This is a genomic window from Brachymonas moutaii (nom. illeg.), from assembly GCF_049977365.1.
In the GTDB taxonomy this organism is placed as follows: domain Bacteria; phylum Pseudomonadota; class Gammaproteobacteria; order Burkholderiales; family Burkholderiaceae_C; genus Brachymonas.
Genome location: NZ_JBNGEN010000003.1, coordinates 24,296 through 38,813, shown reverse-complemented (window position 1 = coordinate 38,813; position 14,518 = coordinate 24,296). Strand labels below are relative to the sequence as shown.

The 14,518-nt window shown below is 64.0% G+C and carries 9 protein-coding genes; 6 read left to right on the top strand and 3 right to left on the bottom strand.

The features are described from left to right. Positions 1–274 precede the first annotated feature (274 nt). The 5 genes from ACP2WS_RS05195 to narI all read left to right on the top strand — a co-directional run bounded on the left by ACP2WS_RS05195 (position 275) and on the right by narI (position 8,607). Positions 275–1,660 (top strand): NarK family nitrate/nitrite MFS transporter, encoded by a 1,386-nt coding sequence (locus tag ACP2WS_RS05195; protein WP_426459815.1) that lies wholly within the window; start codon positions 275–277, stop codon positions 1,658–1,660. Between the two features lie 227 nt (positions 1,661–1,887). Then, a complete protein-coding gene (locus ACP2WS_RS05190) occupies positions 1,888–5,589 on the top strand; it encodes a nitrate reductase subunit alpha (RefSeq protein WP_426459814.1) in 3,702 nt (1,233 codons plus the stop codon). Between the two features lie 31 nt (positions 5,590–5,620). Further along, positions 5,621–7,171, top strand: a complete 1,551-nt coding sequence (gene narH / locus ACP2WS_RS05185; RefSeq protein WP_426459813.1) for a nitrate reductase subunit beta — start codon at positions 5,621–5,623, stop codon at positions 7,169–7,171. Between the two features lie 76 nt (positions 7,172–7,247). Continuing rightward, on the top strand, positions 7,248–7,901 hold the full coding sequence (gene narJ / locus ACP2WS_RS05180; RefSeq protein WP_426459812.1) for a nitrate reductase molybdenum cofactor assembly chaperone: 654 nt from the start codon (positions 7,248–7,250) through the stop codon (positions 7,899–7,901). A 16-nt stretch (positions 7,902–7,917) separates the two neighbouring features. Then, a complete protein-coding gene (narI, locus tag ACP2WS_RS05175) occupies positions 7,918–8,607 on the top strand; it encodes a respiratory nitrate reductase subunit gamma (protein WP_374492123.1) in 690 nt (229 codons plus the stop codon). Between the two features lie 228 nt (positions 8,608–8,835). Here narI and ACP2WS_RS05170 read toward each other — a convergent pair whose 3' ends face one another. Next, positions 8,836–9,609, bottom strand: a complete 774-nt coding sequence (locus tag ACP2WS_RS05170; RefSeq protein ID WP_374492125.1) for an SDR family oxidoreductase — start codon at positions 9,607–9,609, stop codon at positions 8,836–8,838. A gap of 108 nt (positions 9,610–9,717) precedes the next feature. Between ACP2WS_RS05170 and ACP2WS_RS05165 the strand changes: the two genes are divergently transcribed. Then, positions 9,718–10,644, top strand: a complete 927-nt coding sequence (locus ACP2WS_RS05165) for a LysR family transcriptional regulator (RefSeq protein WP_426459810.1) — start codon at positions 9,718–9,720, stop codon at positions 10,642–10,644. A gap of 66 nt (positions 10,645–10,710) precedes the next feature. Here the strand turns inward: ACP2WS_RS05165 and ACP2WS_RS05160 are convergent, their stop codons facing one another. Next, positions 10,711–11,769 (bottom strand): nuclease-related domain-containing protein, encoded by a 1,059-nt coding sequence (locus tag ACP2WS_RS05160; protein ID WP_426459809.1) that lies wholly within the window; start codon positions 11,767–11,769, stop codon positions 10,711–10,713. A 19-nt stretch (positions 11,770–11,788) separates the two neighbouring features. Next, on the bottom strand, positions 11,789–14,377 hold the full coding sequence (gene gyrB, locus ACP2WS_RS05155) for a DNA topoisomerase (ATP-hydrolyzing) subunit B (protein ID WP_374492128.1): 2,589 nt from the start codon (positions 14,375–14,377) through the stop codon (positions 11,789–11,791). Positions 14,378–14,518: the final 141 nt, after the last annotated feature.

Genomic DNA, 14,518 nt, shown 5'->3' with positions numbered 1-14,518 from the left:
CCTGCGGCCGGGCTTTTTTTCGTCTGTCCTCCCCTACCCGATTCAGAGAACCGCAGCGCCACGTTCATGTAACACACAGGGGGGATCATGGCTGGCTCCCCCAAAAGGGGGAGATGGCTTAGCTCCTCTGCCGCTCCCCTTCGCCCCCACTGGGGTATGGGCGCGTGGCATGCCCCTTCCTAGACTGGAGGCACCAGATCGGTGGGGTATCTGCCGAGGCTGCATGCATTCTTTCTGACCATAGGGGTCCCATGGGGCCCGGGAGGTTCTACTCATGTCATCTCATGTCCTGACCCGCTGGGAGCCGGAAGATCCGGTCTTCTGGCAAAAGGAAGGCCACGCCGTTGCTCGCCGCAACCTGTGGATTTCCATCCCCGCACTGACGCTCGCCTTCGCCATCTGGCAGGTCTGGAGCGTGGCCGTGGTCAACCTGCCCAACATCGGCTTCAAGTACACCCCCAACCAGCTCTTCTGGCTGGCAGCGGCTCCGGCCCTGTCGGGCGCGACGCTGCGCATCTTCTACTCGTTCATGGTGCCCATCTTCGGTGGACGGCTCTGGACCACGCTCACCACGGCGAGCCTGCTGGTTCCCGCAATCGGCCTGGGCATGGCCGTGCAGGATCCCCAGACCAGCTACGCCAGCATGATGCTGCTCGCGCTGCTGTGCGGCTTCGGGGGCGGCAACTTCAGCTCCAGCATGGCCAACATCAGCTTCTTCTTTCCCAAGGCCGAAAAGGGTGCCGCGCTGGGCATGAACGCCGGCCTGGGCAACCTGGGTGTGTCCATCGTGCAGTTCGTGGTGCCGCTCATCATCACCATGGGCGTGTTCGGCGCGCTCGGCGGTGAGCCCCAGACCTGGACCAAGGGCGCGCAGGTCAAGCACCTGTGGCTGCAGAACGCCGGCTACATCTGGGTGCCGTTCATCATTCTGTCCACGCTGGCAGCTTGGTTCGGCATGAACGACATCGCCTCGGCCAAGGCCTCCTTTGCCGATCAGGCCGTGATCTTCAAGCGCAAGCACAACTGGCTGATGTGCTGGCTGTATCTGGGCACCTTCGGCTCGTTCATCGGCTTTGCCGCTGGCTTCCCGCTGCTCATCAAGAGCCAGTTCACGGGCATCAATCCCACGCAATACGCCTTCCTGGGCGCGCTCATCGGCGGTCTCACCCGTCCCTTCGGCGGCTGGCTGGCCGACAAGATCGGCGGCGCCCGTGTGACGCAGTTCGTCTTCCTCGGCATGATCGTCGGCGTCTTCGGCGTGATCGCCTTCCTGCCGCACGCCGGACAGGGCGGCAACTTCTGGGGCTTCTTTGTCTGCTTCCTGGCGCTGTTTGCCCTCACCGGCATCGGCAACGGCTCGACCTTCATGCAGGTGCCCACCATTTTCCTGACGCTGCACCAGCGCATGGCGGCCGGCAAGGGTGAGGCTGCGCAGCACAAGGCCATGGGCGAAGCCAACAAGGAAGCGGCTGCCGTGCTCGGCTTCTCAGCTGCCCTGGCTGCCTACGGCGGATTCTTCATCCCCAAGAGCTATGGCACCTCGCTCGAAATGACCGGCAGCGTCGATGCAGCGCTCTATGCCTTCATCGCCTTCTATGCCACCTGCGCGCTGGTGAACTGGTGGTTCTATGCCCGCAAGGGAGCTGAAGTACCCTGCTGATACGCTCAGGCAATCCTGTTCTGTACCATGGGGATGGCTGCACTGCCATCCCTTTTGGCTGCAGGACTTTCCCGCCGTATTCCCCAATTGGCGGATACGGTTTAGCTCCTCTGCCGCACCCGGGCGCCCCCACTGGCGAATAGTCCCCCGGACGGCACTTTTATAGACTTCTGTTCATCGGCCCATACGGCGCGCCCCGCGCGCCACACGGCGACTCTGGAGGCACTATGAGCCATTTTCTCGACCGACTGAAATTCATGAGCAAGGTGAAATCCACCTTCTCCAATGGCCACGGCGCGGTAGTCAAGGAAGACCGCAAGTGGGAAGACGCCTACCGCCAGCGCTGGCAGCACGACAAGATCGTGCGCTCCACGCACGGCGTGAACTGCACCGGCTCCTGCAGCTGGAAGGTGTACGTCAAGAACGGCCTGATCACCTGGGAAACCCAGCAGACCGACTACCCACGCACCCGGCCCGACCTGCCCAACCACGAACCCCGTGGCTGCCCCCGTGGCGCTTCCTACAGCTGGTACGTGTACTCCGCCCAGCGCGTGAAGTACCCCATGGTGCGCGGCAAGCTCATGCAGATGTGGCGCGAGGCCCGCAAGTCCCTCGGCCCGGTGGCGGCCTGGGAGAGCATCAGCCAGGACCCCGAGAAGGCCAAAGCCTACAAGAGCCGTCGTGGCCAGGGCGGCTTTGTGCGCGCCTCGTGGGATGAAGTCAACGAAATGGTGGCCGCAGCCAACGCCTACACCATCAAGACCTACGGCCCGGACCGCGTGGTGGGTTTCTCCCCCATTCCGGCCATGTCCATGGTCAGCTATGCGGCCGGCAGCCGCTACCTGAGCCTGATCGGCGGCACGCCGCTGTCGTTCTACGACTGGTACTGTGACCTGCCTCCGGCCAGCCCGCAGATCTGGGGCGAGCAGACCGACGTGGCCGAATCGGCCGACTGGTACAACTCCACCTACCTGATGGTCTGGGGCTCCAATGTCCCGATGACCCGCACACCCGATGCCCACTTCTACACCGAAGTGCGCTACAAGGGCACCAAGACCGTGGCCGTGTCGAGCGACTACGGCGAAATGGCCAAGTTCGGCGACATCTGGCTCGCGCCCAAGCAGGGTACCGATGCGGCCATGGCCATGGCCATGGGGCATGTGATCTTCAAGGAATTCCACCTCGAAAATCCCTCCGAATACTTCACCGACTACATCCGCCGCCTCACCGACATGCCCATGCTGGTGAAGCTCCGGGAAGAAGGGGGCCGCTACCTGCCCGAATACTTCCTGCGCGCCAGCCAGCTCGCCGACCAGTGCGGCCAGGACAACAACCCCGACTGGAAGACCCTGATGCTCGACGAGCTCACGGGTGAGCTGGTGGTACCCAATGGCTCGATCGGCTTCCGCTGGGGCCAGCCCGAAGGCAAGACCGGCCGCTGGAACCTCGAAGCCCGCGAAGGCGGGGCCAGCCGCGAAGTCAAGGGCACCCTGTCCCTCCTGGGCAAGCAGGACGAGGTCGTGGGCGTGGGCTTCCCCTACTTCGGCGCCGAGCATGACGACGTGATGGTGCGCAACGTGCCCGTCAAGCGCATCACTCTGGCCGACGGCAGCAGCGCCCTCGTGGCCACCGTGTTCGACCTGATGGCCGCCAACTACGGCATCGACCGCGGCCTGGGCGGCGGCAACGTCGCCAGCGACTACCTCGACGACGTGCCCTACACGCCCGGCTGGCAGCAGAAGCACACCGGCGTCAAGCCCGAAATGGTCATTCAGGTGGCCCGCGAATTCGCGCACAACGCCGACCAGACCCACGGCAAGAGCATGGTCATCGTGGGTGCCGGTCTCAACCACTGGTACCACATGGACATGACCTACCGCGGCATCATCAACATGCTGATGATGTGCGGCTGCATCGGGCAGTCCGGCGGTGGCTGGGCCCACTATGTCGGCCAGGAAAAGCTCCGTCCGCAGAGCGGCTGGCTGCCGCTGGCCTTCGGTCTCGACTGGCACCGTCCGCCGCGCCAGATGAACGGCACGAGCTTCTTCTACGCCCACACCAGCCAGTGGCGCCACGAGAAGCTGGGCGTCAACGAGATCCTGTGCCCGACCGCCGATGGCAGCATGGCCAACATGTCGCTCATCGACTACAACGCCAAGGCCGAGCGCATGGGCTGGCTGCCCTCCTCGCCGCAGCTCACCACCAACCCGCTCGACATCACCCGCATGGCGGCCGAAGCCGGCAAGGATGTCGTGAGCTACACCGTCGAAGGGCTCAAGAACGGCTCGCTCGACATGAGCTGCAACGACCCGGACAACCCCAAGAACTTCCCGCGCAACCTGTTCGTGTGGCGCAGCAACATCCTGGGCTCCTCCGGCAAGGGCCACGAGTACTTCCTCAAGTACCTGCTCGGCACCAAGAATGCGGTCATGAGCGACGAGACGGCCTGCATCAAGCCCACCGAGGTCACGATGCGCCCCGCCGCCGAAGGCAAGCTCGACCTGCTGGTGGTGCTCGACTTCCGCATGTCCACCACCTGCCTGTACGGCGACATCGTGCTGCCGACGGCCACCTGGTACGAAAAGGACGACCTCAACACGTCCGACATGCACCCGTTCATCCACCCCCTGTCCGAGGCCGTGCAGCCGCTGTGGCAGAGCAAGACCGACTGGGAAATCTACAAGGGCTTCGCCAAGGCGATCTCCGCCATCGGCAAGGACTACCTCGGCGTCCAGAAGGACCTCGTGCTCACCCCGCTGATGCACGACAGCCCGCAGGAGCTGGGCCAGCCCTTCGACGTGCGCGACTGGAAGAAGGGCGAATGCGACCCCATCCCCGGCAAGACCATGCCCGCCATGACCGTGGTCGAGCGTGACTACGGCGCGATCTACGACAAGTTCACCACCATCGGCCCGCTGATGGAAAAGGTCGGCAACGCCGGCAAGGGCCTGGCCTGGAAGACCGGCCACGAGATCGAGCAGCTGCGCAAGATGAACAAGGTGGCCAGCGAGGGTGCCGGCAAGGGCCAGCCCCGCCTCGACACCGCCATCGACGCCGCCGAAATGATCATGACCCTGGCCCCCGAGACCAACGGCCACGTCGCCGTCAAGGCCTGGGAAGCACTCGGCAAGGTCACCGGCCGCGACCACACGCACCTGGCCATCCCGCGCGAGCACGACCACATCACCTTCCGGGACATCCAGGCCCAGCCGAGGAAGATCATCTCCTCGCCGGTCTGGTCGGGCCTCGAAAGCGAGGAAGTCAGCTACAACGCCGGCTACACCAACGTGCACGAGCTCATCCCATGGCGCACGCTCACCGGCCGCCAGCAGTTCTACCAGGATCACCAGTGGATGCGCGCCTTCGGCGAAGGTCTGTGCCTGTACAAGCCCGCAGTCAACCTCAAGACCACGGCGCCCCTGCACAACCACAAGCCCAACGGCAACACCGAGATCCTGCTCAACTGGATCACCCCGCACCAGAAGTGGGGCATCCACAGCACCTACTCCGACAACCTGCGCATGCTCACGCTGTCTCGCGGCGGCCCGCACGTCTGGCTGTCCGAGGTCGACGCCCGCAAGGCAGGCATCGAGGACAACGACTGGATCGAGATCTTCAACGTCAACGGCACCATCACGGCCCGTGCCGTGGTCAGCCAGCGGGTTCCCGAAGGCATGACGCTGATGTATCACGCCCAGGAACGGATCATCAACATCCCCGGCGCCGAAATCAGCGGCCAGCGCGGCGGCATGCACAACTCCGTCACCCGGACCGTGCCCAAGCCCACCCACATGATCGGTGGCTATGCCCAGCTCGCCTACGGCTTCAACTACTACGGCACCGTCGGCGCCAACCGCGATGAATTCGTGGTCATGCGCAAGATGAAGCATGTGGACTGGATGGACCAGCCCGCGTCCAAGCAAGACTGAGAACCGGACCCTCGATTCAGGAGAATTGACAATGAAAATCAGAGCCCAAATCGGCATGGTGCTCAATCTGGACAAGTGCATCGGGTGCCACACCTGCTCGGTCACCTGCAAGAATGTCTGGACGAGCCGCGACGGCGTGGAATACGCCTGGTTCAACAACGTGGAAACCAAGCCCGGCATCGGCTTCCCCAAGAACTGGGAAGACCAGGACAAGTGGAAGGGCGGCTGGGAACTCGACGCCAACGGCAAGCTGCGCCCCCGCCAGGGCGGCAAGGCGAAGATCCTCTCCAACATCTTCGCCAACCCCAACCTGCCCGCGATCGACGAGTACTACGAGCCGTTCACCTACGACTACGAGCATCTGCAGAACGCCCCCGAGATGCAGACCCAGCCCACCGCGCGGCCGGTGTCCGTGCTCACGGGCAAGAAGATGGACAAGATCGAATGGGGCCCGAACTGGGAAGACGACCTCGGCGGCGAATTCGCCAAGCGTGCCAAGGACGCCCTGTTTGAAGGCATCCAGAAGGAGATGTACTCGGCCTTCGAGAACACCTTCATGATGTACCTGCCCCGCCTGTGCGAGCACTGCCTCAACCCCACCTGCGTGGCAAGCTGCCCCTCCGGCTCCATCTACAAGCGCGAAGATGACGGCATCGTCCTGATCGACCAGGACAAGTGCCGCGGCTGGCGCATGTGCATCTCCGGCTGCCCCTACAAGAAGATCTACTACAACTGGACCTCCGGCAAGGCCGAGAAGTGCATCTTCTGCTACCCCCGCATCGAGGCCGGCCAGCCCACCGTCTGCTCCGAGACCTGCGTCGGCCGCATCCGCTACCTGGGCGTGCTGCTGTACGACGCCGACAAGATCGAGCAGGCCGCCAGCACCCCCGACGTGAAGGACCTGTACCAGTCGCAGCTCGACGTCTTCCTTGACCCGAACGACCCTGCCGTCATCGCCGAAGCCCGCAAGCAGGGCATCCCCGAAGCATGGCTCGATGCCGCCCGCAAGTCGCCCGTCTACAAGATGGCGATGGAATGGAAGGTCGCCTTCCCGCTGCACCCCGAATACCGCACCCTGCCCATGGTGTGGTACATCCCGCCGCTGTCCCCGATCCAGAGCGCGCTCGAAAACGGCCTCATCGGCGAAAACGGCATCATCCCCGACGTCAAGGACCTGCGCATCCCGATCCAGTACCTGGCCAACCTGCTCACCGCAGGCAAGGAAGAGCCCGTCATCAAGGCACTCGAAACCATGGTCGCCATGCGCCGCTACATGCGCAAGAAGAGCGTCGAGAAGGTCACCGACCCCTCCACGCTCGCCGGCACCCATCTCACCCCGGCCCAGGTCGAGGAGATGTACCAGGTCATGGCCATCGCCAACTACGAGGACCGCTTCGTCATCCCCACCAGCCACAAGGAAGTGGTGGAGAACACCTTCGAGGACAAGGCCGGCTGCGGCTTCAGCTTCGGCAACGGCTGCTCCGACGGCGTCACGTCCGAGAGCCTGTTCGGCCGCAAGAAGGCCTCGCCCATCGTGTTCCACGACATGCGTCGCGCCCTCAAGGAAAACCGCGAGAAATGACCTTTTCGCCCGCCGGACGCCAGCCTGCCGCCCTCACCCGGCACCCGGCTGGCCCCGGCCGCAAGGAGCACACCCCATGACCCCCATGCACTTTCAGGCCTTCTCGGCCCTGCTGAGCTACCCCGAGCAGGACCTGCTCGACGCGCTCGGCGAGATCCGTGCCGCACTCGCCACGGACCCCGCCATCGCCGCGCAGATCGAACCGCTCATCGCCCACCTCGAAGCCGGCGACCTCATCTCCCTCCAGGAAGAATACGTCGCCACCTTCGACCGCAACCCCTCGCACTCGCTGCACCTGTTCGAGCACATCCACGGCGAAGACCGCGCCCGCGGCCAGGCCATGGTCGACCTGCTCGAGGAGTACAAGTCGCAAGGCTTCGAGCCCGTCACCAGCGAGCTGCCCGACTACGTGCCGCTGTTCCTCGAATTCCTCTCCCAGTGCGAAGCCGGGGAAGCAGCCCACCTGCTCGGAGACGCCGTGCACGTCCTGCACCACGTCGCCAGCCGCCTGCAAGCCGACGGCTCTCCGTATGCCGCACCGCTGCAGGCCGCCGTCAGCCTCTCGCCCGTCGAGCCCCAGCCCCTGACCGTGCCGCCCGTGCGCGACATGGACGAGGCCATGGAAACCTTCGGCCCCGGCCCCGACGGCGTCGAACCCCTGCTCAAGCCCGCCATGCCGGCCATGGCGCCGATCCACTTCTACCCGCCCGCCGCAGCACACGCCGCGTAAGCGCAAGGAGCCTCTCATGAGCTATCTGCATCAATTCGTCTTTGGCATCTATCCCTACATCGCGCTGTCCATCTTCCTGCTCGGCAGCCTCATCCGCTTCGACCGCGAGCAATACAGCTGGAAAAGCGAATCCAGCCAGCTGCTCCACCGCGGCAGCCTGCGCATCGGCAGCATCCTGTTCCACGTCGGCATCATCGGTCTGTTCTTCGGCCACTTCGTTGGCCTGCTCACCCCCGTGGCCGTGTGGGACGCGCTCGGCGTGCCCCACAGCGCCAAGCAGGTGTTCGCCATGCTCGCCGGCGGCGTCATGGGCCTCATGTGCCTCACCGGCCTGCTGATCCTGATCTTCCGCCGCTTCGGCAACGAACGCCTCGCCGCCAACACCACCTGGCGCGACAAGCTCGTCGTCGGCTGGATCCTGGTCACGCTCCTGCTCGGCCTGTCCACCATCTTCGTCTCCGCCCAGCACCTGGACGGCCACGAAATGGTGCAGCTCATGACCTGGGCACAGCACATCGTCACCTTCCGGGGAGACGCCGCCAGCTTCATCGCCGAAGCCTCCCCCGTGTTCAAGTTCCACCTGTTCATGGGCATGTCGCTGTTCGTGATCTTCCCCTTCACCCGCCTCGTGCACGTGTGGAGCGGCTTCGCCAGCGTCACCTACCTCACCCGCGCCTGGCAGCTCGTCCGCCCCCGCCGCGTCTGAGCCGGAACCCGAACCCCATAACAACAACCTCTTTTTCACCTCTTCGCCGCCCTTCGGGGCGGCTTTTTTGTGGACGGTGCAAACAGCCCTCAAGGCATCGGGACTTCACATCGGGGGAGGAAGGCTGGACAGGCGGCAAACCAGCCCCCCAAAAAACGCACTGCCCCGGCGCCTGGACAGCGATCGGGGCAGCAGCCTGCAGCGCACGCCGCAGGGACATGCAGGAAATTACTTGGTGGTGTAGCCCCCATTGATGAGTATCGTCTGCCCCGTGATCCACCAGCCCTCACTGACCAGATGGCGGATGAACGGCACCACATCCTCGATATCCGTCAGCCCCGTCCGGCTGAAGGCCGAAAGCGCAGCCGCCGTCCTGTGATAGCGCACGGCATCAGCCCCTTCCTGCCCGTAGAAGAAGGGGGTATCCATCGGCCCCGGGCCGACGGCCGTCACCGAAATGCCACGCGCCCCGAACTCCTTGGCTGCCGCCCGGGTGAAATGCTCGACCGGCGCCTTGGTGCCCGCATAAGCCGCATAGAACGGAGTGAACGCCCCCAGCAGCGAGGTGACCAGTGTGCAGATCTTGCCATTGTCATTGACGTGCCTGCCTGCTTCCTTGAGGAAGAAGAAGGCAGACTTGGCATTGATCGCACTCATTTCGTCATACTCGCCCTCGGTGATGTCGGCAATGGGCTTCTTGAGCACCTTGCCCACGGTATTTATGGCAATGTCGGGCCGCCCTACAGCCGCCACCGTGTCGGAGAAAAGCTGCTCCATCGCGCCCGCCGTGGTGAGATCGGCCTGGAACGCCACGGCTCTGGCACCGGCCTTCTCGATCGCAGCCACCGTGTCCTCCGCATCGGCCTTGTCCGCCGCGCGGTGGTAATGAATGGCCACTGCCCGCGCACCCTGCGCCGCAAGATCGCGTGCAATCAACCCTCCCAGATTCTTGGCTCCGCCCGTGATCAGGACGACCTTGTCTTGGATGCTGTGTGTGGACATGGGAAACCTCTGCATGGTGAGTGATGGGATGCAGAAGATTCTATTGAGCGAAAATAATCCAATAAATCAGCGATTTTCCACATATCTGTACATGAATCACTACCAATCATGGATCTGATCGAACAACTCCGCATCTTCAGGCGAGTGACGGAAAGCGGCGGCTTCACCGCAGCAGCCGAACAGATGGGCGTGCCTCGCCCTACCGTCTCGCTCGCCATCCGGCAACTGGAATCCCGGCTGGGCACACGCCTGCTCCATCGCACCACGCGGCGCGTGAACGTGACCCCGGACGGCGAACTCCTGCTGGAACGGGCTGCCGCGCTGGTGGCCGACAGCGAGGAACTGGAACAACTCTTCCGCCCTGCCGATCAATCCCTGCAGGGGCGCTTGCGCGTGGACCTGCCCAGCCGCATCGCTCGCCGTCAGGTGGCCCCCGCCCTGCCGGATTTTCTGACACGGTATCCCGGCATCGAACTGGAAATCGGGTCCAGTGATCGCCTCACGGACCTGGTGCGCGAAGGCATCGACTGCGCGTTGCGTGTGGGCGAGATGGAAGCCAGCAGCCTGGTGGCACGGCCGCTGGGAAGCATCCGGCTCATCAACTGCGCCAGCCCGGCATACCTCGACCGCCATGGCGTGCCCCGCCAGCCCGGCGATCTGGTACACCATCTTGCGGTGAACTACATCTCGTCTGCCAGCCACAGGGCTGCTCCCTGGGAATGGATGGCCGACGGCGCACGGCATGTGCAGCCGATGCCGTCCCGCGTCGCGGCCAACAACGTCGAAACCTACATCGCCTGCAGCCTCGCCGGCATGGGCCTGATCCAGATCCCCGCCTTCGATGTCCGCGAACACCTCGAAGCCGGAGCGCTGGTGGAAGTGCTCCCCGAATGGCCCGCCCCCTCCATGCCGATACAGATCGTGTATCCCCACCGCCGGCATCTATCCCCCCGTGTCCGCACGTTCTGCCACTGGCTCGCCGACATCGTCACGCGCGAATGTCTGGAAAGGCAGATGCCAGCGGATGAAGCCTGAAGACCCCCAGACGCTGGCACATTTCATATTCAGAGCCACGGATGGCACAGCACTCCGGCAACCGGACTACCGCACCGCTTCCCTGGATGCAAATGGAAAAAGCTTCTGATGCTCGCGGCAGAACTGCTGTCCGTGGAAGCGCTGGCTCTGATGCCAGCAATACATGCCTTCTTCGTAGCTGATCTTGCAGCCGCAATGGGCACAGATGCACTTCTTTTCGCCCGGCACAGCATAAGGCATGGGAACTTGGCTATCCGGGGGAGGTGCGTGTCTGGCCTCAGGCTGTCTGCTCCTGGGGGAAGGTCGCCGTGTCACTGCAGCGGCTGGCTCCTGCACCTTTCGACGGGCAGGCGCAGGTGCCGCCTCGTAAGACACGGGAGCGGGTACAGGCGGAGACTGGGGACGCATGAAATCCGGCAGAGCCAAAAGGTCCACCGGCTGGTGGCAGCGCATCAGCGCCTTGCCCCACTCGGCAATCGTGTCCTGCCCCCGCAGGGTGGCCAGGGCCTTCAGCGTGGCTCCCACTCCGAGTTCACGTTCCACGAAACGATTGATCCAGGAAGGGAAGGCATCTGCCTTGATCACCATGCTGGTGTCAAATGCCTTGGCATCCGGTCGGTGAATGATGGCCTGGGGATGGAACATCACCACATTGCGAATGTCCACTGCCGTGCCAAAACGGGATTTGAAGCCGAGCTGATCCAGCACGGCGCGCAGCGCACGCTCGTGCCGATGGCTCTGTTCAATGGGAGAAGCCACCCCGAACCTGGAATGATTGCCGTATTCGACTGTGAATTCTCCATGGTCGTTGATCCACACATTGCAGGCCCAGTTCTTGGTTTCCACCAGATAGATGAAGGCACGGCCAATGACCAGATGGTCGATCTGAACCACTTCACCCTGCACCATGAGCCGCAGATCGTGCAGCACCATGTGGTTGGGACTCTCCTTGAAATAGCTGTCGAGGTAATACGCAGCCTCTCGCTCGCCCGTCATCCCCTTGGCAAGGTTGCTCAGCTCCTCTGCCAGCCATTTTCTCTGGCTGCTGTCCAGGCAAGGAGACTGCTGCAGGTCCTTGAGCAGAGCCATCCGCTTGGTCTTGTCATCTGCGCGCTTGAGCAGCATGGTGCAATCCCGTCCTTATTCACGCATCGATATTCATCGCCCGCAGGGCGTTGGATTCGATGAAGTCGCGGCGGGGTTCGACTTCGTCTCCCATGAGCATGGTGAAGACGCGGTCGGCTTCGATGGCGTCCTCGATCTGGACGCGCAGGAGGCGGCGGACGGTGGGGTCCATGGTGGTTTCCCAGAGCTGTTCGGGGTTCATTTCGCCCAGGCCTTTGTAGCGCTGGCGGCTGGTGGTGCGTTCGGCCTCGTTGAGGAGCCAGAGCATGGCGCTGCGGAAGTCGGTGACTTCCTGCTCCTTGCGGCGCTCGCCCTCGCCGCGCACGACGCGGGCGCCTTCGCCCACGAGTCCGCGGAAGGTGTGTGCGGCCTCGGCCAGGGTGGCGTAGTCGGCGCCGTGGACGAATTCCTGCGAGAGGATGCTGCTCTTGATGTTGCCGTGGTGGTGGCGGCTGATGCGCAGGAAGGGCTTGTCGGTGTGGGGGTCGTGCTCGTAGGTGACGGTGGCCTGTTCGCCGGTGGTGTCGAGTTCGCGCAGGCGTTCCTGCAGGGCGCGGGCGCTGGTTTCGCCCTCAGCGGTGGTGTCGAGGCGGATGTCCACGCCGTCGACGATGGCGCGCAGGGCTTCGGCGTCGAGGAAGGCGGAGAGCCGGTGCACGACGCGCTCGGCGAGCTGGTGCCGGGTGGCCAGGGTCTGCAGGGTGTCGCCCGAGAGGGTCTGCGGCTGGCTGCCACCGGTGTAGACGCTGGCGTCACGCAGGGCCACGCGCAGCAGGAAGCCGTCGAGCGCAACGGAGTCCTTGAGGTAGAGCTCTTCCTTGCCGGCCTTGACCTTGTAGAGCGGCGGCTGGGCGATGTAGATGTGGCCGCGCTCCACGAGTTCGGGCATCTGGCGGTAGAAGAAGGTGAGCAGCAGGGTGCGGATGTGGGCGCCGTCCACGTCGGCATCGGTCATGATGATGATGCGGTGGTAGCGGAGCTTGTCGATGTTGAAGTCGTCGCTGCCGGAGTTCTTGCCGTTGGCTTCCTCGGCGGCCTTGCCGATGCCGGTGCCGAGCGCGGTGATGAGGGTGACGATTTCGTTGCTGGTGAGGAGCTTTTCGTACCGGGCCTTCTCGACGTTGAGGATCTTGCCGCGCAGGGGCAGGATGGCCTGGAACTTGCGGTCACGGCCCTGCTTGGCGGAGCCGCCGGCGGAGTCGCCCTCCACCAGGTAGATTTCGCACAGGGAGGGGTCTTTTTCCTGGCAGTCGGCGAGTTTGCCGGGGAGGCCGAAGCCGTCGAGCACGCCCTTGCGGCGGGTCATTTCGCGGGCCTTGCGGGCGGCTTCGCGGGCCTTGGCGGCTTCGACGATCTTGCCGCAGATGATCTTGGCGTCGTTGGGGCGTTCTTCGAGATAGTCGGTGAGGGCCTTGGCAACGATGTCCTCGACCGGGGCGCGCACTTCGCTGGAGACGAGCTTGTCCTTGGTCTGGCTGCTGAACTTGGGTTCGGGCACCTTGACGCTGAGCACGGCGCACAGGCCTTCGCGCAGGTCATCGCCGGTGACGTCGACCTTGGCCTTGCGGGCGAGGTCGTTGTCGGCGATGTACTTGCTGATGACGCGGGTCATGGCTGCGCGCAGGCCGGTGAGGTGGGTGCCGCCGTCGCGCTGGGGGATGTTGTTGGTGAAGCACAGCACCTGTTCGTTGTAGCCGTCGTTCCACTGCATGGCCACTTCGACTCCGATCTCGGTGCCGGGGATGCCGCCGTAGCTTTCGGCGGGCCGGCTGCCGGTGGCGTAGAAGGCGTTGGGGTGCAGGACTTTCTTGTTGCCGTTGATGAATTCGACGAAGCCCTTGACGCCGCCACTGCCGGCGAAGTCGTCTTCCTTGCCGGTGCGCTCGTCCTTGAGGCGGATGCGCACGCCGTTGTTGAGAAAGCTCAGTTCGCGCAGGCGCTTGCTGAGGATTTCGTAATGGAACTCGTTGTTTTCCTTGAAGATTTCGGTGTCTGGCAGGAAGTGCACCTCGGTGCCGCGACGGTCGGTGTCGCCGGTGATGCGCATGGGGGAGATTTCTGCACCGTCGACCTGCTCCAGGATGCGGTCCTGCACCACGCCATGGGCGAACAGCAGGGTGTGGATTTTGCCCTCGCGGCGCACGGTGAGGCGCAGCTTGGTGGAGAGGGCGTTGACGCAGGACACGCCCACGCCATGCAGGCCTCCGGAGACCTTGTAGCTGTTCTGGTTGAACTTGCCGCCGGCGTGCAGCTCGGTGAGGGCGATTTCGGCAGCGCTGCGCTTGGGCTCGTGCTTGTCGTCCATCTTGACGCCGGTGGGGATGCCGCGTCCGTTGTCGACCACGCTGATGGAGTTGTCGGTATGGATGGTGACCAGAATGTCGTCGCAGTAGCCGGCAAGGGCCTCGTCGATGGAGTTGTCCACCACCTCGAAGACCAGATGGTGCAGGCCGGTGCCGTCGGAGGTGTCCCCGATGTACATGCCAGGGCGCTTGCGCACGGCTTCGAGCCCTTCGAGAATCTGGATGGCCCCTTCCCCGTAGCCGTCGGCACCGGGAGAGGTTGGGTTGGGGGAGGGATTGGTGGAAGGATTCTGCGATTCGCTCATCCTTTCATTTTCGCAGATTTACCCCTCTCCCGCACCCCCTGCACACGATGGGGGAATAGGCAAAAATCCGTGCGGCGGCAAGGGGTTGGACCACTTGCCGGGGCAGTCACCGTGCCTCCTGCGCCGAGCGCGCCAGCCGCT